Source organism: Acidithiobacillus sulfurivorans (assembly GCF_018853815.1).
Taxonomy (GTDB): domain Bacteria; phylum Pseudomonadota; class Gammaproteobacteria; order Acidithiobacillales; family Acidithiobacillaceae; genus Acidithiobacillus; species Acidithiobacillus sulfurivorans.
Map to the genome: position 1 here is coordinate 13,025 of NZ_JAAOMP010000040.1, position 26,547 is coordinate 39,571.

29 protein-coding genes and 2 tRNA genes are annotated in these 26,547 nt (G+C 53.4%); 10 read left to right on the plus strand and 21 right to left on the minus strand.

Annotated elements, in window-relative coordinates; genetic code table 11:
* Window positions 1-21: 21 nt before the first annotated feature.
* The 4 genes from purC to dapA are packed head-to-tail and all read right to left on the minus strand — an operon-like array spanning window position 22 to window position 4,070.
* Window positions 22-732 (minus strand): phosphoribosylaminoimidazolesuccinocarboxamide synthase, encoded by a 711-nt coding sequence (gene purC, locus HAP95_RS04875; protein ID WP_215883203.1) that lies wholly within the window; start codon window positions 730-732, stop codon window positions 22-24.
* Window positions 729-2,036 carry an adenylosuccinate lyase gene (gene purB, locus HAP95_RS04880; protein WP_215883204.1) on the minus strand — a complete coding sequence of 436 codons (1,308 nt, stop codon included), beginning with the start codon at window positions 2,034-2,036 and terminating at the stop codon, window positions 729-731. Before purB ends, purC begins: the two co-directional genes overlap by 4 nt.
* Window positions 2,033-3,157, minus strand: coding sequence for an outer membrane protein assembly factor BamC (locus tag HAP95_RS04885; RefSeq protein WP_215883205.1), 1,125 nt, complete (start codon window positions 3,155-3,157; stop codon window positions 2,033-2,035). The genes purB and HAP95_RS04885 overlap by 4 nt, the downstream gene beginning before the upstream one ends.
* A gap of 37 nt (window positions 3,158-3,194) precedes the next feature.
* Entirely contained in the window at window positions 3,195-4,070 is an 876-nt protein-coding gene (dapA, locus tag HAP95_RS04890) for a 4-hydroxy-tetrahydrodipicolinate synthase (protein WP_215883206.1), read from the minus strand.
* Window positions 4,071-4,387: 317 nt separating this feature from the next.
* On the opposite strand from dapA, the gene HAP95_RS04895 reads away from it, so the two are divergent.
* The gene (locus HAP95_RS04895; protein WP_215883207.1) at window positions 4,388-5,629 is read left to right on the plus strand and encodes an HD-GYP domain-containing protein; all 1,242 of its coding nucleotides are present in this window, start codon (window positions 4,388-4,390) and stop codon (window positions 5,627-5,629) included.
* Window positions 5,630-5,670: 41 nt separating this feature from the next.
* Here the strand turns inward: HAP95_RS04895 and HAP95_RS04900 are convergent.
* The 11 genes from HAP95_RS04900 to HAP95_RS04950 all read right to left on the minus strand — a co-directional run bounded on the left by HAP95_RS04900 (window position 5,671) and on the right by HAP95_RS04950 (window position 15,320).
* A tRNA-Glu gene (locus HAP95_RS04900) sits at window positions 5,671-5,746 on the minus strand.
* A 49-nt stretch (window positions 5,747-5,795) separates the two neighbouring features.
* Entirely contained in the window at window positions 5,796-6,455 is a 660-nt protein-coding gene (gene trhA, locus HAP95_RS04905) for a PAQR family membrane homeostasis protein TrhA (RefSeq protein WP_226832573.1), read from the minus strand.
* A 79-nt stretch (window positions 6,456-6,534) separates the two neighbouring features.
* Entirely contained in the window at window positions 6,535-7,521 is a 987-nt protein-coding gene (locus HAP95_RS04910; protein WP_368356552.1) for an N-acetylmuramoyl-L-alanine amidase family protein, read from the minus strand.
* A 114-nt stretch (window positions 7,522-7,635) separates the two neighbouring features.
* On the minus strand, window positions 7,636-8,070 hold the full coding sequence (trxC, locus tag HAP95_RS04915) for a thioredoxin TrxC (protein WP_215883208.1): 435 nt from the start codon (window positions 8,068-8,070) through the stop codon (window positions 7,636-7,638).
* A 26-nt stretch (window positions 8,071-8,096) separates the two neighbouring features.
* On the minus strand, window positions 8,097-8,375 hold the full coding sequence (gene grxC / locus HAP95_RS04920; protein ID WP_215863622.1) for a glutaredoxin 3: 279 nt from the start codon (window positions 8,373-8,375) through the stop codon (window positions 8,097-8,099).
* On the minus strand, window positions 8,372-8,797 hold the full coding sequence (locus tag HAP95_RS04925; RefSeq protein WP_215883209.1) for a rhodanese-like domain-containing protein: 426 nt from the start codon (window positions 8,795-8,797) through the stop codon (window positions 8,372-8,374). Before HAP95_RS04925 ends, grxC begins: the two co-directional genes overlap by 4 nt.
* A gap of 3 nt (window positions 8,798-8,800) precedes the next feature.
* Entirely contained in the window at window positions 8,801-9,022 is a 222-nt protein-coding gene (locus tag HAP95_RS04930; RefSeq protein WP_010637351.1) for a YgaP family membrane protein, read from the minus strand.
* 6 nt (window positions 9,023-9,028) lie between these two features.
* Window positions 9,029-12,328 carry an efflux RND transporter permease subunit gene (locus HAP95_RS04935; protein WP_215883210.1) on the minus strand — a complete coding sequence of 1,100 codons (3,300 nt, stop codon included), beginning with the start codon at window positions 12,326-12,328 and terminating at the stop codon, window positions 9,029-9,031.
* Complete coding sequence (locus HAP95_RS04940) at window positions 12,321-13,400, minus strand: efflux RND transporter periplasmic adaptor subunit (RefSeq protein WP_215883211.1); 1,080 nt, start codon at window positions 13,398-13,400, stop codon at window positions 12,321-12,323. The genes HAP95_RS04935 and HAP95_RS04940 overlap by 8 nt, the downstream gene beginning before the upstream one ends.
* Window positions 13,400-14,827, minus strand: coding sequence for a TolC family protein (locus HAP95_RS04945; RefSeq protein ID WP_215883212.1), 1,428 nt, complete (start codon window positions 14,825-14,827; stop codon window positions 13,400-13,402). The genes HAP95_RS04940 and HAP95_RS04945 overlap by 1 nt, the downstream gene beginning before the upstream one ends.
* A 190-nt stretch (window positions 14,828-15,017) precedes the next feature.
* Entirely contained in the window at window positions 15,018-15,320 is a 303-nt protein-coding gene (locus HAP95_RS04950) for an ArsR/SmtB family transcription factor (RefSeq protein ID WP_024893036.1), read from the minus strand.
* Between the two features lie 114 nt (window positions 15,321-15,434).
* Here HAP95_RS04950 and HAP95_RS04955 point away from each other — a divergent pair.
* The 9 genes from HAP95_RS04955 (at window position 15,435) to HAP95_RS04995 (ending at window position 21,604) form a co-directional block, all read left to right on the plus strand.
* Window positions 15,435-15,508 (plus strand) — tRNA-Gly (locus tag HAP95_RS04955).
* Window positions 15,509-15,943: 435 nt separating this feature from the next.
* Window positions 15,944-16,996 (plus strand): tyrosine-type recombinase/integrase, encoded by a 1,053-nt coding sequence (locus tag HAP95_RS04960; RefSeq protein WP_215883213.1) that lies wholly within the window; start codon window positions 15,944-15,946, stop codon window positions 16,994-16,996.
* On the plus strand, window positions 16,993-17,832 hold the full coding sequence (locus tag HAP95_RS04965; protein WP_215883214.1) for a hypothetical protein: 840 nt from the start codon (window positions 16,993-16,995) through the stop codon (window positions 17,830-17,832). Before HAP95_RS04960 ends, HAP95_RS04965 begins: the two co-directional genes overlap by 4 nt.
* Before the next feature lie 113 nt (window positions 17,833-17,945).
* Window positions 17,946-18,164 carry a hypothetical protein gene (locus HAP95_RS04970; RefSeq protein ID WP_215883215.1) on the plus strand — a complete coding sequence of 73 codons (219 nt, stop codon included), beginning with the start codon at window positions 17,946-17,948 and terminating at the stop codon, window positions 18,162-18,164.
* Window position 18,165: 1 nt separating this feature from the next.
* Window positions 18,166-19,122: a toprim domain-containing protein gene (locus tag HAP95_RS04975; protein WP_215883216.1), complete on the plus strand. Its 957-nt coding sequence runs from the start codon at window positions 18,166-18,168 to the stop codon at window positions 19,120-19,122.
* On the plus strand, window positions 19,119-20,480 hold the full coding sequence (locus HAP95_RS04980) for an AAA family ATPase (protein ID WP_215883217.1): 1,362 nt from the start codon (window positions 19,119-19,121) through the stop codon (window positions 20,478-20,480). Before HAP95_RS04975 ends, HAP95_RS04980 begins: the two co-directional genes overlap by 4 nt.
* Window positions 20,477-20,788 (plus strand): hypothetical protein, encoded by a 312-nt coding sequence (locus HAP95_RS04985; RefSeq protein ID WP_215883218.1) that lies wholly within the window; start codon window positions 20,477-20,479, stop codon window positions 20,786-20,788. The genes HAP95_RS04980 and HAP95_RS04985 overlap by 4 nt, the downstream gene beginning before the upstream one ends.
* Window positions 20,789-21,070: 282 nt before the next feature.
* On the plus strand, window positions 21,071-21,292 hold the full coding sequence (locus HAP95_RS04990) for a hypothetical protein (RefSeq protein ID WP_215883219.1): 222 nt from the start codon (window positions 21,071-21,073) through the stop codon (window positions 21,290-21,292).
* Between the two features lie 84 nt (window positions 21,293-21,376).
* A complete protein-coding gene (locus tag HAP95_RS04995) occupies window positions 21,377-21,604 on the plus strand; it encodes a hypothetical protein (RefSeq protein ID WP_215883220.1) in 228 nt (75 codons plus the stop codon).
* Between the two features lie 139 nt (window positions 21,605-21,743).
* On the opposite strand, the gene HAP95_RS05000 is transcribed toward HAP95_RS04995, so the two are convergent.
* The 6 genes from HAP95_RS05000 to HAP95_RS05025 form a co-directional block, all read right to left on the minus strand.
* Complete coding sequence (locus HAP95_RS05000; RefSeq protein WP_215883221.1) at window positions 21,744-22,097, minus strand: hypothetical protein; 354 nt, start codon at window positions 22,095-22,097, stop codon at window positions 21,744-21,746.
* A gap of 487 nt (window positions 22,098-22,584) precedes the next feature.
* Window positions 22,585-24,057 (minus strand): 4-hydroxy-3-polyprenylbenzoate decarboxylase, encoded by a 1,473-nt coding sequence (gene ubiD / locus HAP95_RS05005; protein ID WP_215883222.1) that lies wholly within the window; start codon window positions 24,055-24,057, stop codon window positions 22,585-22,587.
* A gap of 24 nt (window positions 24,058-24,081) precedes the next feature.
* Window positions 24,082-24,954, minus strand: coding sequence for a phosphate/phosphite/phosphonate ABC transporter substrate-binding protein (locus HAP95_RS05010; protein WP_215883223.1), 873 nt, complete (start codon window positions 24,952-24,954; stop codon window positions 24,082-24,084).
* A 13-nt stretch (window positions 24,955-24,967) separates the two neighbouring features.
* Window positions 24,968-25,357: an SCP2 sterol-binding domain-containing protein gene (locus HAP95_RS05015; protein ID WP_010637778.1), complete on the minus strand. Its 390-nt coding sequence runs from the start codon at window positions 25,355-25,357 to the stop codon at window positions 24,968-24,970.
* 84 nt (window positions 25,358-25,441) lie between these two features.
* Window positions 25,442-26,188 (minus strand): tRNA threonylcarbamoyladenosine dehydratase, encoded by a 747-nt coding sequence (locus tag HAP95_RS05020; protein WP_215883224.1) that lies wholly within the window; start codon window positions 26,186-26,188, stop codon window positions 25,442-25,444.
* The coding region (locus tag HAP95_RS05025; RefSeq protein ID WP_215883225.1) for a TatD family hydrolase at window positions 26,189-26,547 on the minus strand (359 nt) is incomplete at its 5' end.

Below are 26,547 nucleotides of genomic sequence, written 5' to 3' on the forward strand. Positions count from 1 at the left end.
GACCTGGAACCGATAATAAACTTAAAGGGGCACACCCAGACGTTGGGCTACTTCCAGATAGGCTTCCACCACCCCGCCGAGATTACGCCGGAAGCGATCCTTATCCATTTTTTCCAGACTTTGGGCATCCCATAAGCGACAACCGTCGGGGCTGAATTCATCACCCAGATATAATTCGCCGTGGTAACGCCCGAATTCCAGCTTGAAATCCACCAGAATCAGGTTGGCTTTGGCAAATAAAGCCTTCAATAACGTGTTTACGCGCATGGTCCAGCGCCGCATGGCTTCCACCTCTTCTGCACTGGCCCAGCCAAAGGTGCGAATATGTGAGGTGTTGATCATGGGATCGTGCAAGGCATCATTTTTCAGAAAAAATTCCAGGGTCGGGGGCTCCAGTATCCGCCCTTCCTCAATACTCAGTCGCTTCGTTAAAGAGCCTGCAGCACGATTACGAACCACGCATTCCACTGGAATCATTTCCAGACGGCGCACCAGACTTTCGCGCGCATCCAGACGCCGGATAAAATGGGTAGGTACGCCCTCGGATTGCAGGTACTCCATGATGAACGCATTGAAAGCATTGTTGACCTCGCCCTTGCGGGCAAGCTGCTCCACTTTTTCTCCATCAAAAGCCGAAGTGTCATCCTTGAAGTGCAGGATCAGCTCATCTTCCACGCTGCTGGCATAAACAATTTTGGCTTTGCCTTCGTACAATGCCTGGCGTTCACTCATTGCGGCTGTCCCTTTGGGAAGACCCGCGCGAAGATGCGATCAATGTTGCGGGTGTGGTAAGCAAGATCAAACAGTTCTGCCAGATCTTTTTCCTGCAAATACTGCGTAACATCCGGATCTGCAGCCAGAAGCGCCTTGAAATCCGCATTATTTTCCCAAACCTGCATGGCATTGCGCTGGACGACACGGTAAGCGTTTTCCCGCAACATGCCCTTGGCCGTCAAAGCCAACAATACGCGTTGAGAGAAAATCAGACCATGCATTTTATTCAGGTTATCCATCATATGCTGAGGATAAACCACCAGTTTTTCCAGCAACCCACTGGCCCGGTAGAACATGAAATCCATGACAATGCAGGCATCCGGGCCAATAACCCGCTCCACGCTGGAATGGGAAATATCCCGCTCATGCCAGAGGGCAATGTCTTCCAGCGCCATGCTCGCATAGCCTCGCAACAAGCGCGCCAAGCCGGTAAGATTTTCGGAAAGAATAGGATTGCGCTTGTGCGGCATGGCGGAACTGCCCTTCTGCCCTGCCGTAAACGGTTCTTCGGCTTCCAGTACTTCCGTACGCTGCAGATGCCGAATTTCCACCGCGATTTTCTCGATGGAACCGGCAATGATGGCGAGCGTATTGAAGAACTCGGCATGACGATCCCTGGAAATCACCTGGGTGCTGGCCAGTTCTGGATGAAGGCCCAACTCATGACAGACAGCTTCTTCAATATCCGGATCAATATTGGCAAAAGTACCCACGGCTCCGGAAAGCATTCCCGCAGAAACTGCCGTAATGGCATGCTGCAGACGCTGGTGATTACGCTGCGCCTCGGCATACCAGACTGCCACTTTCAGACCAAAAGTAATGGGCTCGGCATGAATGCCGTGAGAACGGCCCATCATGACCGTATCCTTGTATTTCCAGGCCAGTTGCTCCAGCGCCGTACAAACACGATCCATGCCTTTCAGGAGCAACTCCCCGGAGCGTTTGAGCTGCAAGCCGAACCCCGTATCCACCACATCCGAAGAAGTGAGTCCCACGTGAATAAAGCGACTGGAAGGCCCCACAAATTCTGCCACAGATGTCAAAAATGCAATGACATCATGTTTCACTTCCAGCTCGATTTCGGCAATACGCGCACTGTCAAAAGCGGCCTTTGCTTCAATTTCTGCCAAGGCCTCCGCTGGAATCTCGCCACGCGCAGCCAGAGCGCGGCAGGCGGCCAACTCGACATCCAGCCACGCCTGATATTTGGCGTCCTGAGTCCATAAGGCACCCATTTCCGGGCGCGTATAACGCTCAATCATGCATTACCCCCGGATTGCGGGGTCAGTGCCGTCTGTAACTTGTTGAGCACTTCCACCGCCCACTTGGGTGCAGTTTTACCCACCCCCGGCTCGGTTTCCAGGACGCTGCCGGAGTTGTCTTTCATGGCCAGCAGGCGGACTCGCACCGAAACCGGCTCCTGATCTTTCGGGCTGCTCCAGATAGCCTTGATGCTATCCCAGGTGCGGTTCAGAATCCCGCCCACAAAACCCTGCTTTTGCCGGGCCTGCTTACCGCCTTCATGAATCATCACCGACCAATCCCCCATCCCTTCGCTGCGAACCGGATAGCCCAGGCCTTGCAGGGCCACCTCAACGGCGGGTTGGGCTTTGGCAGGAACAGCATTCAGAACCAGATAAGGACCACCATCATCCCGATAGCGCGTCACCTTGATTTTGGGCATTTCTGCCAGCAGCACCGACTGGCTCAGACGCTTCTGCACAGCCTGCAGCAAGTCGCGATTATGATCGGCATCGGCAGGGACTTTTTTCCATTCCACCGAACTGCCCTGAGGGTTATTCCAGTATCGCTCCTGCTGAATACTTAAAACCTGATTGCCATCGGTGGTGGTCTGCAAATGAAAAGCGTAGCGTTCACGATGCGAAGGAGCCAGGGTATTGCCGAAAAAGGCCGAAATACCGGTACGGAAATTATGCCAGCCAGTGACCAGTTCACCCTGCTCCGGCGCAAATTTTTCTATAGGGGTCTTGCTGGCTGCCAGTGTTTCCTTGACTGCAGCCCATATCTGCTCAGGTTTGGCCTGCGTCGTCAGGCTCAGATCTGCACCGCTACCGATAATTTGTGAACTGACCCCGGCCAGAGGTTTTTCTTCTATGGGCTTTTGGCCGGGCGCTTCACGCGGCTGGAAAACACCATACCCGCCCATGGTGCTATCCGACACGGTAGCGGGGTTCACGGGTCCTCCTGGAATAGTCACCCCCGGCGCCGGTACCTGGGCCAGCAGATCCGGAGGAACAGCAAGAGGTTTCATTACCTGCGAATCTTCATACTTCGGACCCGTACTTGTATGCAGGAAAGGAATATACGAACACCCTCCCAAACCCAGACTGGCAACCACGGCAAGAGCAACATAACGGCGCATGTAAAACCCCACTAAACGCGACAGAACGCGAAAAAAATCAAAGACAATGCGCTGCTCGCAAACTGCTGCGCAGACGCTCGTGATACATTTCGGACAACGGGGTCAAGGGCAATCGCAACGCGGGCCCCATTCGTCCCATTTCCTGCAAGGCCCATTTCACCGGGATGGGGTTGGACTCTACAAACAAGTCACGATGTAGACCCACCAACTGCGCATTGACCGCTCTGGCGGTCACAAAATCTCCCGCCAGGGCCAAATGACACATTTCGGACATCAGGCGCGGGGCCACATTGGCCGTCACGGAAATGACCCCTCTGGCACCCAAAGACATGGCCGCCAAAGCCGCCGCATCATCTCCGGTATACACCTCAACCTGATCACCACACTGATGGAGAATTTCTGCCACCCGCTCGACTTTACCACTGGCTTCCTTAATGCCTACCACGCAGGCGCGCTGGGCTAAACGGGCCACGGTTTCCGGCAGAATATCCCCCGCCGTACGGCCGGGCACATTATAAAGTATCATCGGAAAATGGCAGGCCTCTGCAATAGCCGTGTAATGTTGAAAAAGCCCTTCCTGAGTCGGTTTGTTATAGTAAGGAGAAACCAGAAGAGCCGCATCTGCCTTGGCTTCCATGGCCGCCTTGGTCAGGCTGATGGCTTCGTGGGTGGCATTGGCACCGGTTCCGGCAATAACGGGTATCCGCCCCCTGACCTGCTCAACGACGCTACGAATCACCGTAACATGTTCTTTCATTTCCAGAGTGGCAGATTCGCCGGTAGTACCCACAGCTACCAGCGCATGCGTGCCTTCACTAATATGCCACTCCACTAAATCCCGCAATGCCGTATCGTCCACGGCGCCATCTGCGCGCATGGGCGTCACCAAAGCTACCATACTGCCGTGAAACATGATTTTTATGCTCCCGCTCTTAACGCGTTCCATTTCTGCATGGGATGGTACTTGCCCGACAGAGGGCTGGCAAGGCAAAGGAACCAATTGGCTGGATGACCCAGCGCCATACCCAACCCCACAACACTCTATATCAGGCAGTATTTATGCATCTGTACCTCGGCACGAATGCCCGTTAAAATATAAAGCTTATGAAAGCCTTTGCACAATATGAATCAACTGCCTCACTCGCAGAAATTGTGGGTGCCATAAGCTTCGCGTTAGATCTAACCGAGGGGCAGCCAGCTGGACATTCTTTGCGCTGCACCTGGATTGCCATGCATATCGGTCGTCAATTACGGCTTGACGATACGGCCTTAACCGACCTGTACTACTCGGTATTACTGAAAGACGCCGGTTGCAGCAGTAACGCCGCGCGTCTTTGGGAGCTTTATGGCACCGATGAAAGACTGGTCAAAAAAGACTACAAGCTGGTAGACAATCAGAATTTTTTGCAGCTAGCCAAATTTGTGTTTCGTCATGTTGGTCAACATGAGGATATTCTGGGAAAAATGCGTCGCGTTGTGCATCTTGGCAGCAAAGGAGAAGAACTGGCGACGGAACTGGTTCAAACCCGGTGTGAACGTGGATCCAATATAGCGCTAAAATTAGGTTTCAACGCAAATGTTGCCGAAAGCATCAAAAGCCTTGACGAGCACTGGAACGGTAAAGGGCGTCCGGAAGGATTAAAAGGCAACCAGATTCCATTGTTTTCACAAATAGCCCTGATCTCTCAGGTCATAGATATTTTCTACAAAACAGGGGCGCGCCATGACGTCCATAAAGAACTGCATCGACGTCAGGGAACATGGTTTAATTCTGAGATAGTAAAAGCTTTTCAGGCACTTTATCAGGTCGACGGGTTTTGGGAAGGGCTTAAAGATGAAGGTATTGAGTCGCGCGTCAGCGCCCTGGAGCCCGTATCCTGTAGAACATTCATTGACGAGGACAGATTAGATCATATTGCAGAAGTTTTTGCTTCCATAGTTGATATAAAAAGCCCCTATACGCATGATCACAGTCGCCGGGTAAGTCTTTACACTGACGGAATTGCGGAACAAATGGGATTCACTCCAGAGCATCGACGCTGGTTGCGACGTGGTGCTTTATTGCACGATGTCGGGAAGCTTGGCGTCAGTAATCATATTCTCGACAAGCCTGGCAAACTGGATGATCAGGAATGGGAAGCGGTTCGGATTCATGCCGGATTAACCAAGGATGTTCTGGAAAGAATTTTTCATTTTCAGGATATCGCCGCTATTGCTGGCGCCCATCATGAACGCCTGGATGGAATGGGATATCCCTTAGGCTTACAAGCAAAGGATATTTCCCTTGAAACCAAAATCATCACCACGGCTGACATTTTTGATGCAATCACTGCCAAAAGACCCTATCGCGACGCAGTACCTGTTGCCCGCACCTTGGAAATCATGGAACAGGAAGTGGGGAAAGCCATTGACCAAAATTGTTTAATCGCGCTACGAAACTGTCTGCCATCTTGGTCATTTCTGCAACAATAGCCAGCACATCAGTCAATACAAATTTGCAATGAGACGGTAACTGGTGCTCCCAAGGGGGTTCGAACCCCTGTTACCGACGTGAGAGGCCAGTGTCCTAGACCGCTAGACGATGGGAGCAGGGCCACAGATTATAAGGATCCGACGAATAATAGCAAGTATAATCAGGTCAACCCGCAAACTGCAGGATTGCCCAGAATTGCAGAGCCGTACCGGCAATGACAAAAATATGCCAGATCGAATGGAAGTATTTTCGTTGGTCCAACAGAAAAAAAACAACTCCCAGCGTATAGGCGGCGCCACCACCCAGTAACAGCCACAAAAACCAGCCTGGAGAGGCGCGATACAAAGGTAGCACCGCAAACACCGCCATCCAACCCATCAGCAAATAGAGCATCAACGACAGGGTATAAAAGCGCTTTCCGGTGAACACCAGCAGTAAAATACCCACCAACGCCAACACCCATTCCAGCACCAGAAGGATCATTCCCCAAATATCATTCAAAACCATCAGGGTTACGGGCGTATAGGTGCCGGCAATCAACAAGTAAATAGCCGAACGATCCACCCATTGAAAAAACAGCTTGGCGGGTCCCTGTGGCAGCAAATGATAGATGGTGGATGCAGCATATAAAATCAGGATGGTAGCCACAAATACCGAAACGCTGACAATAGCCAGCGCTTTACTGTGCAACGCTGCTCCCAGCAACCAGATAATAAATATCAGCAAGGCACCCATAGCTCCAGCACCATGCAAGAGCCCGTTAATCCACTCTTCGAGCCGCGTCTGATTTCTTTCTGTCTGGGGTTCTGCCTGAGAATACTGCAATATCCACCTATGGTTCTGTCGGCCAACTGCTTAGTTATAACACTTGTCCGTAAAACTGCACAGAACCTGATCTCAGATCTCAGGCACCCATGATCGGAACGCGCAGATGGGTGCCTGCTGGCTCTTCACCATGAGGAAGATTATTGGCAAGGCGAAGTGCTTCAACACTGAGGCCATAACGACGCGCGACTTCCGAGAGGGTTTCATGATGGCCCAGAATATGATTGGCCGATGACCAACGGCTATCAGTGGGTGGTGCCTTCACAAAGTGGGCAACAATGGCATCGTGCATACTGCGCGCAAGGGTCTGACGAAATTCCGGGTCACGCAGTCGCTGTTCTTCCTGCGGATTGGAAATAAAGGCGGTCTCGACCAACATGGAGGGCACATCGGGCGCACGCAGCACCACAAAGTTAGCATGTTGCACGGCCGCATTATGTAGCCCTTCCACCCCCACCAGCCCGCGAATCATCACATCCGCAGCCGCTGCCGCAGCATTCATGGCAGCCGTCTGAGTCATATTGATCAATACTTCATTGAGCATAGGATTCGGGCTGCCTGCAGGTAACTTGCTCAGTAAGGGGTCTGCTGCATTTTGGGTTTTCGCCAGCCAGCGCGCAGCGGCATTGCTGGCGCCCTTCCCTGACAATGCCCAGACCGTTGAGCCCCGCACGTCGGGGTCAGGAAAAGCATCCGCATGAATGGAAATAAACAAATCTGCCCGATGTTGCGAACCCAGATGCATACGTGACAACAGCGGAATATATTGATCCGTATGCCGGGTCATGACGACCTGTATCCCCGGAGTTTCACGCAAACGTTGGGCCAGAGTAAGGCCTACGTCGAGCACCACGTCTTTTTCCCGGGTGCCACGCAAACCAACCGCGCCAGGGTCGTGGCCTCCATGCCCAGGATCCAGGCAAACCACAATGGGACGTTCTTTCGATCGGCTGAGCAGGAAATTGCCCGCATCAGCCATTTTCCAGGTTCCGAGCAGAGCTCCACCCAGAGCTAACTGCTGAAGAAATTGACGCCGATTGGAATAAGTTCTGGATGAATCACTCACAACACGCCCCCAACTTATTTTAAAATCTCAAGTTATAGGGGTAATTTAGTGTTTATTCGAAAGAAGTCAAGATAGATAGATGATGGCTTACACTTTTACTGGATGAATTCTGATCTAGACACCCTGAGCCCCGAGCCAGCGCTGAATATCAGCAGCGCCCATGGCACCACTGACCCGCGCGTGTTCCTTGCCATTTTTGAAAAGAACCATGCTGGGAATAGAGCGGATCTGGAAACGCGCCCCTAAAGACTGCTCTTCTTCCGTATTGACCTTGGCAAAAAGCACGCGGCCACGCAAAGTTCGTCCAGCCTGCTCAAACTGCGGAGCCATACTGCGGCATGGACCACACCAGGGGGCCCAAAAGTCTACCAATACGGGTAATTCATTTTTCTGGATGTACGTATTGAAGCGTGCGGCAGCCAGATTAACCGGATGGTCTGGCAAAATTTCAGCATGACACTTGCCGCATTTGGCTTTATCACCCAAACGCTCCTGCGGTACCCGATTCAGGCTTCCACAGGAAGGACAAACTACCATTAATCCTGTCATTTTCTTCTCCCAATCCGCCTTGCCAGCTATTCCTGGGGTGCAGCCTGCAGGAGAGCGTCCAGGGCCCCACGATGATTCAGGGCCGCCAGATCATCAGAACCACCCACATGCTGACCATTGATGAAAATCTGCGGTACGGTGTGCCTTCCGTGGGCTCGCTGCTGCATTTCCCGACGTAAGGCCGGGTTGTGATCCACCCGAATAATTTGTGGATTGACGCCTTTACTCCTCAGCAAGGCTTCCGCGCGATGGCAATAAGGGCAGGTTCCCGTAGCATACACCAACACTTCGGCAGCCACTTTCATTTTTCGACCGGTAATCCAGCACCCCGCCAGGCACCAATACCACCCTTGAGGCTGTAGATTTTATCAAAGCCCGCTTTTTTCAGACTTGCAGCAGCCCGAGCCGAACGCATTCCGCTGGCGCACTGGCAGATGACATGATGACCACGATGCTTTTCCAAATCTTTCATATACTTGGGAAGATCTCCCAGGGGAATATGACGGGCACCGGGGAGATGCCCCTGAGCCCATTCATTTTGTTCGCGCACATCAATGACCACAGCTTCTTCATGGTTAATCAACTGAACCGCCGTTTTCGCATCTACCTCACTGATTCCTGCTGCCTTGCGCGTCAGTGGGCCTTTAAAAATCATGACGATCAAGGCTACTGCTGCCAGCAAAAGCGGCCATTGCGCCTCGACGAAGGTGAGAATTTTGGCTTCCATGAATTATCTCCCGCAGGACCCTGAACCCGGCACACCCAGCTTCAGTAAAATTTTGTCCAGCGGGCAGAAACAAGTGAAACCGCTCTGCAACAAATTGAAACCGACAAAGAGCGTAAATGCCAGGAACCACTCACTGACAAATATCGGGCTGGCCGGGGCACCCAAAACTACACTCACCAGAACAAAAAACCCGGCAACCACACGTACCCAACGTTCTGTATTCATTTTCTGTTAAATCCTCTGCGTCTGCTTTTCAAGGCGCCGCTCCCACAAAAAGTATAAAAGCGGAATCACCACCAATGTCAGCAGTGTGGAGGCGAAGGTGCCAAAAATCAAGGAAACCGCCAGACCACCAAATACCGGATCGGTCACCATAATGGCCGAGCCGAACATGATGGCCAGAGCCGTCAGCAAAATCGGGCGAAACCGCACTGCCCCCGCCTGCAACACAGCCTCTTCAAGCGCGTAGCCCTGACGCCGATAATCAATAATAAAATCAATTAACAACAAGGAGTTTCGCACCACCACACCGGCCAGCGCAATGACACCAATCATGGAAGTCGCATTAAAGGGTGTATTCAACAACCAGTGTCCGGGAAACACCCCAATCAGGGTCATCGGAATGGCCCCCATGACAATGACCGGCATCATAAAAGACTGATAATAAGCCACCAACATCAGATAGATGAACACCAGGGCCACAATGAATGCTGCGCCCAGATCGCGAAACACATCCAGAGTCAGGCGCATATCCCCCCCCCAGAGAATCTGGTAGTGGGTAATATCATTAGGCTGGGCAGGCGTGAAGCCCAGATTGCCAGTGGTCAGATGGACACCGTCAATGTGCTGATCATCCAGCCAGTGATTCAGGCTCAGGACGGCGTACACCGGGCTTGAACCAATCAGATCGCCGGTCACATAGACCACCGGATGTTGGTCCCGATCATAAATCGGTTTGGCCAGAGTGGTTTTCTGGATCTGGACAATACTGGACAAGGCCACCTCTTGCCCCTGACTGTTGCGAATATGCAGATCAAGAATCTGCTGACGCCAGGCACGATCCTGGGGGGGAACCCGCAAAATGATATCTACCGGTTCCCGGGCTGAAGGATCATGCAAGGCACCGAGCTTGGTGCCCGCAATATAGTCATGTACCAGCTCAGCCACTTGTACCGGGGCCACTCCAGCGAGCATGGCCTTTTGCCGATCTACATGAATCCGGTATTCGGGCACGCTCGCTGTCACCGAATCATCCACGTTAATCATGTCGTACACTTTCCGGAAGTGCTGCTCTACCGTCCCGGCCAACTCCCGCAACTTTTGGTAATTCGGGCCATAAAGCTCTGCCACCACCTGGGCACGCACGGGGGGCCCCGGCGGAACCTCAAAAATCTTGATAACGGCCTGGGGGAAACGACTGCGCACGCTCTGCAGGGCTTTATACACCTCCACAGCCACCGTATGAGACATGGGGCGTTCATCACGCGGTACCAGATTGATTTGTATCTGGGCGTAATTACTGCCTTCGCGCATCATGTCACCACGTACCAGCCCCGCAAAATCCACCGGGGCAGAACGTCCCAAATACGTCTGGAAGTTTTCTATGTAATGATTATGACTGAGGACATCACCTACCGCTTGCGCCACCTGACCGGTGGCGTCCAATGCAGTCCCTGCGGGTGTATCCACCTGAATCATGAAATCACTGACATTACCTTCCGGGAGCATCTTCAAATTGACACCCATGGCACTGAGGGGGCCATTCATACCCTGAGGACGGACAAATTGCCATAAGGGCATCAACATGGCCAACAACAGCAACACCACGACAATCAGGAAGAATATATTGCGGCGGCCAGAAGACTCGAGCAATGGCGTCACTACGCGCAAATACCCCCTTTGCAGCGCATCCTGCGGAGACTGGCTAGCATCCTGTTCTGGGTCATGTCCCGCCTGGGAATAGGTATCTGCCGCCTTGGCAGCCTTCTTGCGCAGAAAACGATACGCACCCCAGGGAACTACCGTATAAGCCAACAGCACCGAAGCAATCATGGCAATGGGCACGAAAATCGGGATCGGCAGCATGAAAGGACCCATCATGCCGGTGACAAAAGCCATCGGCACAAAAGCCAGAATGACCGCTAACGTAGCAATGTTGGTAGGATTGCCAATCTCATTGGTCGCATGAATCACGCAGTTGGCAAAATCACCTTTGGCACAACCGTGCAAATGACGGTGAATATTTTCAATCACCACAATTCCGCCATCTACCAGTAATCCCAACGATAAAATCAGAGCGAACAGGGTAATCCGGTTGATAGTCTGGCCCAGCAACCAGCCGATGCCCAATACCACTCCCAAAGTCAGGGGCACCGTCAAAATAACAATACCGGCTTCCCGCCAACCCAGGAAAATCATCAAGATGATGGCCACCACTCCGACAGCAATGCTGAGATGTTCAAACAGGGTACTGACGGCATCATCAGCTCGGGCGCCGTAGTCCCGGGTAATGGTGACATGCACACCCTGGGGCAAAGCTTCCTGCTCAAGACGGTTCAGCTTGGCCTTGATGGCGTCTGCTACCGTGACGGCATTGGTTCCTGGGCGCTTGGCCAGAGTAATGGTTACTGCTGGCATATTTGTTCCGGCCGGCAGCTGCATACGGTTCGCCAACCCGGCGGTATTACTGGTAGCGGTGTGACCTTCCGCCGCACCTTCCTCAATACGTGCCACATTTTTCAGAAAGATGGGTTGGCCATCATGACTGCCGATAATCACATTACCGACATCTTGCGCTGAACCCAGTGCGCCATTGATGCGCAGAGGAATTTCGTGATTGTCGTTGACCAGATTGCCGCCGGGCAAAATCACATTGTTTCCCTGCAGGGATTGTTCGATATTTTTCAGACTGAGACCGGCACTCGCGAGCTTGGCGGGATTGAGCCAGACATTGACCGCCTGCCTACCTCCACCAATGAGGGTAGCATTAGCCACATCGGGCACATTCTGCAATTGATCCATCAAGCGGGTGCCCACTTGACGCAAGGCCACAGGCGTCAAGTGTGATGTACTTAAAGTTACCGTCATGATGGGAACATCATTGATCCCTATGGACTTGACCAGAGGCTGCTCCGTCCCCGGCGGCATTTTGTCCATATTACGGCTGAGCTGGTTGTACACCTCCAGCAGGCTTTTTTCTTCATTGGCCCCCACCTGAAATTCCACGGTGACAATACCCATGTCATTTACGGAGTAACCAAAGGTATGATGCACCCCCGGTAGGGAAGCCATCAGCGCTTCCAATGGACGGATGACTAAATTGTGGATCTCCTCACTGTTGGAACCGGGGCGCATGACGAAAATTTCTGCTGCCGGAACCACAATCTCGGGATTGTAAAGACGCGGGGTCACCGTAACCGCCAGAAGCCCGAACAGGGCAATGGCAATCATGATGAGCACCGTAATTTTGGATTGGTAAAAAGACTGAGCCAGCCGCCCGGCCAAATTCATTTTTTGCTGCTGATCAGCCATGGGCTGCTCCGGCCTTGATGTAATCACCATTGTTGACTGCAGCAAGATTACCCGTCACCACGGTTTCTCCGGCACTCAGGCCGGCCAGAATTTCTACCCCATCTGGTGTTTGCGGACCGGGACGAACCATACGGTAATGCGCAATGCCATGCGCATCTACAACAAACACCCCCGGAATACCCGCACGATCCAGCAACGCGTTGGCAGGCACTGCAATAATCTGACGGGCTGCCAGCGGTGCCGCAACGGTCACATAATCTCCTGCCTGAAGATGACTATCGGCTGGCAGACTCAGCTTGACGGTGTGGGCATGGGTCATGGCATCTGCCGCGTTGACCATATCCAGCACCGTCGCGGGGATCCGCTGGCCGTCCGCAAGCACGCTGAGAGTCTGACCAATTTTCAGGCTGCGGTATAAAGCACTGCCAGCGGCAAAGCGCACTTCCAGTTGAATGGTATTGGCCAAAGTAAGCACTGGCTGACCCGGCGAGGCCATATCGCCATTTTGGGCCTGTTTATTGATAATGGTTCCGGAAAACGGTGCGGTTACCCGAGCGTAACGCATCTGGGCCTGAGCGCTGGCAATGCCCGCACGCGCAGCAGCGGCACGCGCCTGAGCCATGGCATAGGCCGACTTCACCTGATCCCACTGCTTTTCAGGAATCGCCTGCTGGGCATACAGGGCTTTGAAGCGATCATAGTTGGAACGGGCATCGCTGAGATTGGATTGCGCCTCGGCAAGGCCCGCCTGGGCCTGCTGTACCTGGGCCTGCACATCCGTTGGATCGACCTCAAAAAGGAGCTGCCCAGCTTTGACTGCCTGACCTTCGCGTAGATCCAGATAACGAATATAACCACTGAGACGCGAGCTGATTTGCACCTGCTGGGCAGCAGTCACCGTGCCTGGGACCTGACTATAAGCGGCCATATTCTTCCCCCCAATCTGCATGACCGGAGCACTCACGCTGTGATGCACAGCCGGGGTCTGGGGAGGGGATTTACTGCAGGCAGCCAAGCCAGCACTGGCCAAAACAATGGCTGATAGCATGACGGTGCGTTTCAAGGTCAACATCAGGAAGCTCCTTCCACGACGGACACCGGGGCCACGTCGACGATTTCTTGCGGATTCAGTTTACCAATGGCCAGCAACAGTGCGGCACGCTGGACAGCCTCGGCATAATCGGCCGATACCAGTTCAGCCCGGGATTGATCCAACTCGGCCTGACCATGGAGCAAGCCGGTAATGGTTTCAACCCCATTTTCATAACGCAGCCGTACCAGACGCTGGGATTCTTCCATTTGCTGAACAGCCAGGCGGCGCATTTTGACGCGCAGCGCCGCCTCACGCGCACTGCGCCAGACTTCTGCCACCTGCAAGCGCAGCTTGTTCTGTGCCTCTTGCAAGGTGGCCATAGCCTGCTCGCGTTCGGCCTGCGCCCGATCCATACCCCCGCCTCGGGAAAAATCCAGCACATTCCAGGTGACTTCGCCGCCGACGGTATAGGAGGGAGCCGCATTACCCAGCGAGCTGCCATTCCATTCCTGATTGGCCATGGCGTTCACATGGGGCAGATAGGCTGCACGAGCGACCTGAATGCCATCCTGAGCGGCTTTCAGTTTGTGGCGTAGCGCGACAATGCCGGCATTTTCTGTAATCGCCTGGCGCTGCAAATCCGGGAGGGAATGAACAGGTAAGGCGGGTTGTACGGGTTTCCCCACGGATAAAGTTTTTTCTTCCGGCCAGCCAATCAGAATAGACAGATTTTCCAGAGCATTAGCGTGATCATTTTCTGCGGTCTGAACTGCCAGCTGTGTTTTTTCCAGATTCACCTCAGCCGCCAGCCAATCGCTTTTGACTAGCACCCCTTTATCCAGAAGCAATTTGCTGGTTTTGACGTAGGATTCAGCGGCCTCCTGGGCTTTATGGGCAACCTGAATGGCGCTTTGGGCCGCAATGACGCTGTCGTAGGCCTGCAATACTGCAAAAGTCAGCTTTTGGCGAGCCATGATATTACCGCTTTGGGCGGCTTCGAGCATGGCGTGGGCCTGACTCAGGCGTCCCCAGACTTCACCACCATTCCAGATCGGGATTTCCAACTGGAGTTTGGTGCCGTAGTTATGATAACTACCCGGCAAATTAAGGCCAGCTGGTGCCACATTGAGGCTGTTGGGATTACTGGGATTAAACTGACTCGCTCCAAAATCATTGAAAGTTGCCTGGCGTTGGGACAACTTCATTCCGAAAACGGTCAAAGCATTATTGGACTGGCTGGCAGAAAACGAAGCATTCAATTTCGGCAGCAGATGACCACGAGCCTGGGACACCGCCCCCTTGGCTTCTGCCTGCTCTGCTTTGGCCGCCAGAATCTGCGGATTCTGTTTGAGCGCCATGGCCACACACTGGTTAAAATCTACAGCCTGTGCGGTTATGGCAAAAAAGGTTCCTGAGACAGCTATTGCAACAAGCGCCAGGGATTTTTTATAGGGACCGTAATGCATTGATTTCTCCGCCAAACAAAGCCGCCACAAATCAGGTCACGCAGCCATTACTAATTGCTTGCGTTTTCTGAAAACCAGCAGGCACAGGCGGCGGAGTATATCAGAATATCATCATATTCCACAAATGCGCATCAGGCACCGGTTCTTGCCGTTGCATTCGCTTGCCACTGATTCAGATTTATCCAGAGTTTCAGTGGATACTACAGAACACGTCACTCATCATGGAAATCAAGCGCAAAGTACGCGGATCACCCACCCGATAATAAACCTTGTTGGCGTCCTTGCGAGCGCGGAGGATATCTTTTTCCCGCAAAATGGCGAGATGCTGAGAAATATTACTCTGCGTGGTACCCACTGCGGAGACGATGTCCTGAACACTCATTTCTTCTGAACCCAAAACACAAAGCACCTTGAGGCGCAGGGGGTGGGCCATGGCTTTCAGAGAACGCGAAGCCTGCTCGATATCCTCTTCCCGGGTTGGTAACTCTTCCATATTCTTGCCTCTTGGTCTATTAACCATCTTATTGACTTTAATTAAAAATCCTTACAACGATGCCTGTTTTGCTGCCTTGCGTTTTCACCCGCATGCGCTTAGAATCCAGCGCATGCGGGTGTAGTTCAATGGTAGAACCTGAGCTTCCCAAGCTCATGGCGTGGGTTCGATTCCCATCACCCGCTCCATTCAAAATCAAGGGCTTAGGCTTACTGCTTAGGCCCTTTTTCTTTGTCATGGGGCATTGGTGGGACACTACGCCGCAACCATTCGCAATGAACAATAACCCTATATGCTGATTTTGGGAAGCGAGCAGAGCAAAAATTCTTGCCCGGTTACTGTCCCAAGAGTGCCCCACAAGTGCCCCATTTTTCGCGCACTGCCCCATGAGTGCCCCATAGCCTGCATCACGAATTAACTACAATAAATAAATCATTGTGTTGTAATTATACATATTGCGCTTGCCTAGCTCATGTTGCCATTTATTGCCGTGTTTGCCATAATACAAAACAGGCCGGGGGGTGTTATCAGCACCAGCCCCAGCCCTACCACCGCAAGCTATGAAGGAGCCTGCAAAATGGATACAGCGATTATATCAGTAATCACATGGCGGGGCGCATAACATGGCCGCCATCGAGAAGCGCACCACCAGCGACGGCAGCACCAGCTACCGGGTAAAAATCAGACTCAGGGGGCAGCCTGTCCAAAGCGCCACCTTCGCCAGTCTCACCAAGGCCAAGCAGTGGGCTACCCAGACGGAAGCCGCCATCAGGGAAGGTCGTTATTTCCAGACGGCAGAAGCCAAGCGGCACACGCTGGCGGAAGCAATCGAGCGTTACGAACGGGATACCCTGCCCAGCCTGAAAAGTGCCGCACACCGCCGCCTGCATTACGCATGGTGGAAGGATAGGCTAGGCGCTCTGACTCTGGCGGATTTAACGTCTGCGGCAATCAATGACGCGCTGAACGAAGTCGCCAAAGAGCGGCAGCTAGGCCCGCAATCCGTAGCCCATTATCGGCAGTCACTTTCAAGCGTGCTGACTCAGGCCGCGAACGTCTGGCAGTGGACAGAGCAAAGCCCCATGCACCGCGTGCCTAAGCCTGCCCTACCCCGTGGCCGCGTGCGCTACCTGAGCGACGAAGAACGCGCCCGACTGCTGGAAACCTGCAAGCAATCGAGCAACCCCGATTTATACCTTGCCGTCCTGCTGGCGTTGACTACTGGCGGCAGACAAGCCGAGACGATGGGCGCGTCATGGGCGCAAATTGATTTGAACCGCGCCACCTTGCAGCTTGAAGAAACCAAGAACGGCAGCCGCCGCGCCTTGCACCTTACCGCGCCAGTGCTGGAATTACTCAGGGAACGGGCCAAAGTGCGTCGGATTGATTCAGTCCTGCTGTTCCCAAGCAAGGTGAATCCTAAACAGGCCGTGGACCTGCGCCAGCCGTGGGAAAAGGCATTACAGGCGGCAAGCATCGAGGGCTTCCACTGGCACGATTTAAGGCATACGTTCGCCAGCTATGCCGCCATGAATGGGGCCAGTCTGCCCGAACTGGCGGCACTGCTGGGACATAAGACGCTGGCAATGGTGCAGCGATACGCGCATTTATCGCCAGCCCATACCGCTTCACTGGCGGAACGGGTCGCCGCCATGATGCTGGGGGGTGCGGCATGACTCCAGAAGAAAGCATTGAGTTGGCAGCAGAAGCTTTGAGGGAACTGCTGACCCCTGATGAATTGGTAGCATGGAAAGAGCTGGCACTACGGGAGATGAGGAGCAGCCCGGAAGCCGTGGATGTGCTGGGGCGGATACCGGCGCCCAACATCAAGGGGCCACTTCCAGACTGGTGTTTTCTGGAAAAAGCATTAGAGACTACCGGCAGCCCGGAGCCATCTAACATTGCGGAAATCAAAAGTACGGGCATCCCAATTATTGATAAGGCGTCACGATTTATCACAAAACCACAAAATGACTTAATTTCAACCATGGCCTACCTGATGCAGGAAAGCGGCGGAGCGCTAAAGATTGCCGAGAGCCGGGCCAAGGATTGCGCCAAGGCTGCCCGGCTACTCAAGGAAGTCGCCGCGCTGCTCAGGGGAGCCGATAACGAACCGCTGGCCCGTAGCGTGGAAGCATTGGCGCTGTGGGCAGATAGGGCGCAATACGGCACCGTGCATCCTACTGCGATGATCGGGGAGCACTTACTGGGCACTCAAGACATCGACGCCGGGAGTGCGGCACGGAAAGGTAGACGGGGCAAACCGACGCGGGCCGCTGCCGTTGTGCGGTCGCTAGTTCCATTCTTCCCTGATACGCTCGACTTTTGGGAAAATGGCGGGTATTCCCTTGTTGCTGAATTGGCGCAACTGTGCGGAGTGCAAGCGACTCGGCAATCCGTCCGAAGCGTGGTGGAACAGGGCAGGAGGAGGCCACTAGCGCCCAAGCCAACTACCAAAAGGGCAAACCCTGAAGAGCAACTGATTAGCCTCTTCGCAAAGCCTAAACAATAATCGCCGTTTTACCCCGAAACTATTTCGCCCCTTTATTGGGGCGTTTCCGTTTCATGATTGCGGACTTTTATGCTTCACATGTCGCCGACATTGGCGGCATCATGGAGTAGAAAATGGAAGCAATGCCCGATTTTTTAACCGTAAAGCAGTTTGTCGCAAAACACCCGGCCTTCAGCATGGGTGGAATGAGGAGTGCCCTTTACTGGCAACAGGACGCGCTGGAAGAAGCAGGCGCAATGACGCGCATGGGGCGACGCATCCTGATTGACGAGCAGAAATTTATGAAACTCGTACAGAGCGGCGGCCTGCGGACTGTCCGGGGGGTGGCGTGATATGGTCACCAGACAGACAAAAACCCCGGCGGCAACCGGGGCTCACAACAAAACACCCTACGGGTTACACAATCTCAAAACTCTGACCTCCGGTCAAGAGGTTATTGCCGCCTTCACCGAAGCCATGCGGGACGCTGGCGTGGCACCTGCCAGCCCGTCCGCACTGGTCGCGGATGGCCTCTTGCACCGTCACCACATTGAGGGCGACCGCCCCGGCACACTGAACGGCTGGCACGTTCTCCACTTGGATAGTCCGGCAAGCGGCGCTGCTGGCAACTGGCGGACAGGGGCCAAACGGACATGGTGCAGCAAGCGTCTGTCAGCCCTCACCGCGTCCGAACGTGCCGAGATAAGACGTATCACCGAGGACAGAAAACGCGCTCAGGAGGCTATAGAAGGCCGCCACAGGGCTGCTGCTGAACGGGCCGTCCGTATCTGGGCAGCTTCAGCACCAGCCGCCGCCCTGCACCCATATTTGCAGCGCAAGGGCATTGCGCCGGGTGTTGCCCGCCAGTCCGGGGCTGCATTGGTTCTGCCCGTTCAGGACTTCACCGGGAAACTTTGGGGCTTGCAGTTTATCCACCCAGACGGCAGCAAGCGTTTTTTACCGGGCATGAGCAAGGCTGGGCATTTTATCCCTACTGGTGAAATCCCGGATGGCACCCGCCCGCTCTGGATTACCGAAGGCTGGGCCACTTCGTCCACACTGGCGGCCATGAAACCGGACGCTTGCCATGTTGCCGCTTGCGATGCCGGAAACCTTGCCGCCGTTGCCCAAGCAGCCCGCGCAAAATGGCCGGGGCTTGAACTGGTAATCTGTCCCGACTTCGACACCATAGGCCGAGAGAAAGCCCAGCAAGCCGCCATATCTGCCCGCTGCTTAATCCTGCCACCGCCTGCGGTAGTCCCACCGCATTGTAGCGATTGGAACGATTGGCGGCAGGGGGTGGCGTCATGAGCCGGGCTGATGGACTCCCGGAACCGCAACCCGCCGTGACCATCCCAACCGTGGACGTGGCCGGAGTCTGGGACAACCCCAGCCCTGAGCCGGATTTTGTCTGGGCTAAACATATCCCTCGTGGGCACGTTTGCCTATTGTCAGGGCACGGTGGAAGCGGCAAGAGTACCGCCGCGCTTCAGCTATGCGTGGCCGTGGCAATAGGGCTGCCCTTGTGGGGTATCCCGACGACGCAAGGGCCTGTTGTGTTCTTCTCTGGTGAAGACGCTGGGCCAATCCTGCGGCATCGTCTGGCGGCCATCTGCCACGACCTGAACGTCGACCCGCACCTGCTGGCGCAACATCTGCTGGCTCTGGATGCCACCAGCGAGCCTGTTCTATATCGGGAACTGGCCGAGTTTGGGCGGCACACCTTGGAACCCTCGCCCGTTTTCCACCGACTGGCGGAGATACTCACCGAGCACCAGCCCGTGTTGTGTGTGGTGGATAATGCGAGCGACGCATACGAAGCAAACGAAAATGACAGGGCGCAAGTGCGGGCCTTCGTTCGCGGGCTGGCATCGCTGGGCCGCCAAGGAAGCAACCCGGCCATCGTGCTGCTTACCCATACACCAAAGGCCAGCGTGCGGGGTGGCGGCGAGTCCTACAGTGGCAGCACGGCATGGCATAACTCAGCACGCGCAAGGTTAAGTCTGGCACCCGACGGAGACGACACAAGCCGCGTTGTGCTGACTCTGGACAAACTGAATCTCGCTCCCATGACTGCGGAGCCGTTACGCCTTACCCGGACAATGGGCGGGGTGTTGGTGCTGGATGAGTCCACCCACGACGCGACGGGGGAGCCAACCGAGCCACCACAAACGGCACTGCTGCGGGTGCTGGGCGACTTTAACCGCCGTGGTGAACACGTATCGTCTGAGCAGTCCGCACATACCAACGCATGGAAGCTATGCCGTCCAGAACCGGGATTCCCTAAGCGGGCCTTCCAAGTAGCCGGGGCGTTGTTCGCTGCTCTCCGCCAAATGGAGCGCGACGGACTTATCGAAAAAGGCACCTATCGTGACCGCTACCGAAAAGAACGCCCCGAATGGCTTTTAACCGCCAAAGGATGGGATGCAATCGGGGAATCTGCGCCTTCCGCGCCTTCCGCGCCTTCATACGATGAGAACGCAGAAGACGCAGTCAGTCTAGGGAGCGCGCCTTCCGCGCCTTCCTATGGCGTAGGGGGTATGGGGGGTTTTTTAGCGCACGATGAAGACGCAAATCTTCCTGATTCACCCATGGCGGAAAAAACACCTTGCCCGCGCTGTGATGGTGAAGGGTGCGAGTTCTGCCAGCCAGAGGAGGCCAGCCAATGAAAACTAAGAAAACAATGATTCTTTGGGATTGGTCAGAAGCACATGGGGTGCACAATGTTCTGGCGGTAGAGCACCCGCCCCAACGTAAATACCCACAACAATTTTCAGACGGAGCCTGCTGGTATGATTGGGAGGAGCAGAAACGGTCCACACTGGCGGTAATTTTTGGGCAGATGTTGGCGCATGGGTTCACGTCACCTGCCGCTATGGTGGAAGCGCTAAAGCAATTCGCCGTCGTGGAAGATTGCGGGCCTTGGGCACAGGATGTGATAGACGGCATACGGGCATGGGGCAGCTATGATGCCTGAGAGCTACCCAAGCACCACCCAACCAGCCAGCGTGCGTCCTGAGCCAAGGAAACAGCCCCAGCGCGCGTCTTGTGGGGAGTGTCTGCACTTTCTGCCCGGCCACCCGCTACCGGAACAATCGCTAGGCCGCTGCAACATCACCGGAACAGGGCCGCCGTCTGGTGGCTCTGGATATAAAGCCTGCTACCCGATGGCACTCCGAGCCTGCCGTCATTGTCATATAATATTCTTATGAACGCGATATGCGGATTTATCAACCCGCTGCACCTAGGAGAACTTACTATGAATACTGACAGTTACGGAACAGTTACCCGCGCCAAAATCGCCAAAAACCTGATGGTGGAGATAACGACTTCTTCGTCGGGGATGTGCGCCGAGTGGGTCGGAGAACGGCCGCCAAAACTAAGCCGCCGCCAGATGGCAAGGTATCGGGCTGCACGACATAAAGCTCTGACCGGGCTTGCTGAACGGCTTGGGACAACGATAATTGTTGCAGAGGGATAGCCGAAACCCTCATTGCGGCATTGCGCCCTATCCTGTACTTTTCTGCTTGATGTGATTTATTTTATTGAGGTGGGAGGGATTCACATGGAAGAAGATGCACTGATCCACATGCCTAAAGGGCTTGAGTATATGGTAAAAATTACCACAGCATTGCATCAGAGGCTGGCGGAATTCACGAAAGAGAACAGTTTACCGCCAGAATTGCAAGGCTTGACCGAAGAATTAGAGGTTATTCGTGACTTGTCCCGCAAACTGCTGGCGGACGTGGACGTGGTTGAGTATGGCGCCAAGAGATTGCGGAAGGGATACTAAGTTAGTCAGATTGATCTATCGGCTTCTTTCTAATCTATTTTAATTAGATTTTTGCTGAATTGAAATTTCGACAATTCTTAAGAGTATTTTTCTAATTTTAATTCTATATATGCCTCATAAATTTGGGTATAAGTAATATTTACCACTTCCATTTATAACCTAAAGATTCCATGCATTCGCTGAAAGCGATATTTCTTGAGTTTAGGTTTATATCTTGTGTAGTCGTAGCAGGAGGCACATAATTACCGCTATAGGTAGTACAGTCAGTTTCTTGGCCGTAGGTATTGCAGTAGGTTTGTGCTGGATTCTGATAACCAGAACCTACAGCTGTTGTTACCATATCAATAGGATACAACTTTAACGCTTCCTGTTTACAAGATAAAATATCCCTTTCAGCTTCCGGGCGCAATGTATCCGGACGCGTCCACCCCATCCCACATCCTGCCAATACTAAGACAACTGTAACCAATAGCACCAGCTTTCCTATTTTCATGCTTCCTCTCCGCCATTTTTACGGTTTGCATATTAGATGGCTATCTCAAAAATACAAGATTTTTCTCTGGCACTCAAAATATTGAGACTAGGACCACAATGCTAAACTGTATAGCTTGGTTTAATCTTGATGGTTTACTTGTGTCGACTGTGTCCATATTGAAAAATTTTGATATCGAAACCGGGATAAGGTTCTCATCTTTTGACGCGCAAGAGTTCTTGGTGACCGTCGCAATGCCCATTGTACCGTGGGACACTCATGGGACACTGAGGGGCAAAAATCGGGAGTTACCCACAACACAAGGGAAAAGCCGCCAGATTATAACGCATTGATTTATTATGTTCTTCGTGTTGCGGATTGTTGCTGATAATGACGGGCCGGACGCTTCCCAAGCTCATGGCGTGGGTTCGATTCCCATCACCCGCTCCACCATCAGCGAATGAGAATAACCCCATACAACAATTTTAGAAACCCCAACCATACCCGATTAGAAAAGCGGTCGATCCAGACTACTCAGTATAGTATCCACGCTATCCCGCACGGCGCTGGTCATCTGGATGGGACGTCCCCATTCCCGACTGGTTTCTCCCGGCATCTTGTTGGTGGCATCAAAGCCTGTTTTACCGCCCAGACCAGCGACCGGCGAAGCAAAATCGAGGTAATCAATGGGCGTATTTTCTATCAGCGTGATGTCCCGCACCGGGTCCATGCGCGTTGTCATCGCCCAGATGACATCCTCCCAACTGCGCACATTGATGTCGTCGTCCACGACAATAATAAATTTGGTGTACATGAACTGCCGCAAAAAACCCCAAATACCAAACATGACGCGTTTGGCATGCCCTGGATATCCCTTGCGAATACTGACTACAGCCAGGCGATAGGAGCAGCCTTCGGGGGGCAGATAAAAATCAACAATTTCCGGAAACTGCTTTTGCAGGAGAGGCACAAAAACCTCGTTCAGGGCCGCACCAAGAATGGCTGGCTCGTCCGGAGGACGCCCAGTGTAAGTACTATGATAAATGGGGTTTTCGCGGTGCGTGACGGCTTCGACCGTAAAAACAGGGAATTTCTGGGTTTCGTTGTAATATCCGGTGTGGTCGCCAAAAGGACCCTCTTCAGCCATATCATCCGGATATATATGCCCTTCCAGAACTATTTCAGCGCGTGCCGGAACTTGCAGGGGTACGGTCAGCGCCTTGGCCAGCTCCGTCCGCCCACCCCGTAATAATCCCGCAAATTGATGTTCGGAAACCGTATCGGGAATGGGAATAACGGCGGCCAGAATGGTGGCCGGGTCCGCGCCATAGGCCACAGCAACCGGGAAAGCTTCACCCGGATGTAATTTTTGAAATTCACGTAAATCCTGCGCCCCACCCCGGTGCGCCAGCCAACGCATGATCACCCGATTACGACCAATGACCTGTTGTCGGTAAATTCCCATATTGGCACGGCGCTTGTGCGGGCCTTTGGTAATCGTCAGCCCCCAGGTCATGAGTGGTGCTACGTCTTCGGGCCAACAGGTCTGCACTGGCAAGGTCGATAAATCCACGGCGTCGCCGCGCATGATCACTTCCTGACAAACCGGGCGCGCAACATTTGTCGGAGCCATATACAGCACCTTGCGCAAGGTCGGCAATTTGCTCCACAGGTCCTTCAGTCCCCGGGGAGGATCCGGCTCCTTGAGATAGGACAGCAATTGACCAATCTGGCGCAGATCAGCCAGCGACTCGGCACCCATACCCAGAGCGACTCTTTCCGTGGTTCCAAAAAGATTGCCCAGCACCGGCATTTCGAACCCGCTGGGCTTTTTGAATAAAATAGCAGGGCCACCTGCCCGCAGGGTACGGTCACAAATTTCCGTCATCTCCAGCTGCGGAGAAACAGGCACATTCAGAGTACGCAGCAGGTCACGTTTTTCAAGATCGGCAATAAAGGCACGCAGGTCACGATAGCTCATGGCCGCATTGTAACCGCAGCCCGGCTAATTTGTCCCGCCTTCGGGATCTTCACGGGCGACAACAAAGGCGCTGTCTTTCACGGCCAGGCTGGAGGTCGCACGAATATCAATGGCTTCGTGACCGCTAATATACTCATCGGCAAGGGTGGCAAGGCAGGCAATTTCATCTTCCGTAACCGCCTCAAACCCGGAAAAGCCCAAATCTTCCAACAGGGTTTTTCCACGAGGCTCCTGATCCATGCTCGTTAACAAGCCCGTTAATAATTCCCGTTGTGGCAGTAACCGTGGCCCAAGGCAAAAAGCATGAAAAGCAAAGGCATCATCGGACTGATCAATCACCCGTAAACGTTCACGGATCAGCTTGCTGGCACTGTTGTAGACCTCATTAAAGAGAAAACCCAAATCAGCCTGGCCCTGCAGTAACGCCTTGAGAACCCCTTGATAGCTGCCGGTAAACACAAAATCCAGACGCGCTCGATCAATGTCAGCCTTATCCATGAGGAATAACCCCACCATATGGACCAGAGTTGAGGGATGCGCCGAAGCAATCCGGATACGCTCCGGAAAATCCTCAGCATGATGAATAGAGCCTGCCGCTGGTGCGCACAAGAACACTTCATCAAAATGATTTTGCGGCTTGACAATGGGCAGAAAACCCAACTTTTGCTGATACTGCACCCAATCAAAGGGGTTGGCATATACAAAATCATAATTTCCGGACAACACCGCCGCCCGACCACTGTCAAAATCATCCTGCGGCTGAAAATGCATTACCTGACCCAGGTGGCGCTGCAAAAAAGTATTCATCAAAAACCAGCCGGGCAGATTTTTCCCGGAATAATTCGGGTCAACCGTAAAGTTCAGTATGGTTTTGGAAGGCAAAACTTCTTCTGTCATCAAAGCATCCGCCCTAAATATCAAAATCGACGGGTATTTCACCCAGAATACTCAGGTGAATATTGAATGGGGTCATATATTTCATGGCGGTCATCATGGACCCTTTGAATTTCAGCTTACGCGTCATCAGCGCGGCTTTTCCGGACAGTTCGCCGGAAAGAATTTTTTTCCAGTTGTCCATAGAGGTCCACATGATGAAATCACGACGACGACCATCGGAAGGGCCCGCATAGATGACTTTCCCGGCTTTGCAGAAAAGCATGACATGGGGTATATCGGGACGATCCTCAATATAGTATTCCCAGGTCGCATTAAAATTTTTCAGATCTTTCTGAATTTCCGGATGCGTATCCCATTGTTTACCAACCAGACGAATCCACTCCGTACTCATGAATTTTGCCATAAATTAAAGCGCCCCAACGCTACCAAACCCAATAATATAATAATTTGGTTATATGCTTTTTAACTTCCCAGTATAAACGTATAGTTAGTTGCATTTTCCATTTTCGCCAGCTGCAAGCAAATATTGCACAATCATTCCGGAAAGCAACACACCAAATATCGCGGGCATATAGGAAATAGTTCCATTGACCGTTTTGGGTCGCCCCTGCGGACCACTAACCGGCTCCTGAGGAGCGGCAGGTCGCGGCGCTTCATCGGAAAATACGGTCAAAAAATCGAGGCTGGCCCCGTTTTTACGGAGCAACGCACGGATTTCACGGGCCAGCGGACATGTCTCCGTCTGATTCAATTTGGCCACTCGCACCCGCCGGGGATCCAGACGATTCCCTGCGCCCATACTCGAAAACACTTCCAGACCCAAGTGCTGGGCAGACTGAATAAGAACAGCTTTCCAGGCAATGGCATCAATACAATCCGCCACTACTTCCGCGCCACTTTCACGAAGGAGCTGCTCGGCATTGTCGACGGTAATAAAATCCTCCCTGGCGACCACTTCACAATCTGGAGAAATATCCTGAATACGTGCCGCCATCACTGCCACCTTCGGCTGGTCCAGCGTCGAGTGCAAAGCCACCAACTGGCGGTTAATATTGGATGAGGAGACCACGTCGTGATCAACCAGCGTGATTTTGCCGACCCCCGCCCGGGCCAGGTTTTCTGCCACGTATCCACCCACGCCCCCCACCCCGGCAATAAATACATGACGGTGACGCAAATAGGCCACTGCCGAAGCACCCAAAAGAATTTCGCTACGGATAAAGGGATCTTGCATTTATGATTTTTCCTGAAAATGAAAAAGAGCCAGAGTATTACGGGTGAGCTGCTCTGCCAACGCTTGCGGCGACATTTGGAGTAAATGCGCCAGCGCATGGACAGTTTCCAGCAGAAAGGCGGGTTCGTTGCGCTGCCCCCGGTAATTTTCAGCAGATTGCCAGGGAGCGTCCGTTTCCACCAGAATCCGCTCCAGCGGCAGGGACTGGATAGTGGCCCGCAGGCGCAGCGCCCGCGCATGGGTAAAAGCCCCACCTAAACCCAGATAAAATCCTCTGTCCACCAGTCGTTGTGCCTGTACCAGACTCCCGGAAAAACTATGCACCACCCCGCTCAGCCCCGGAAAATCGCGTAAAATCT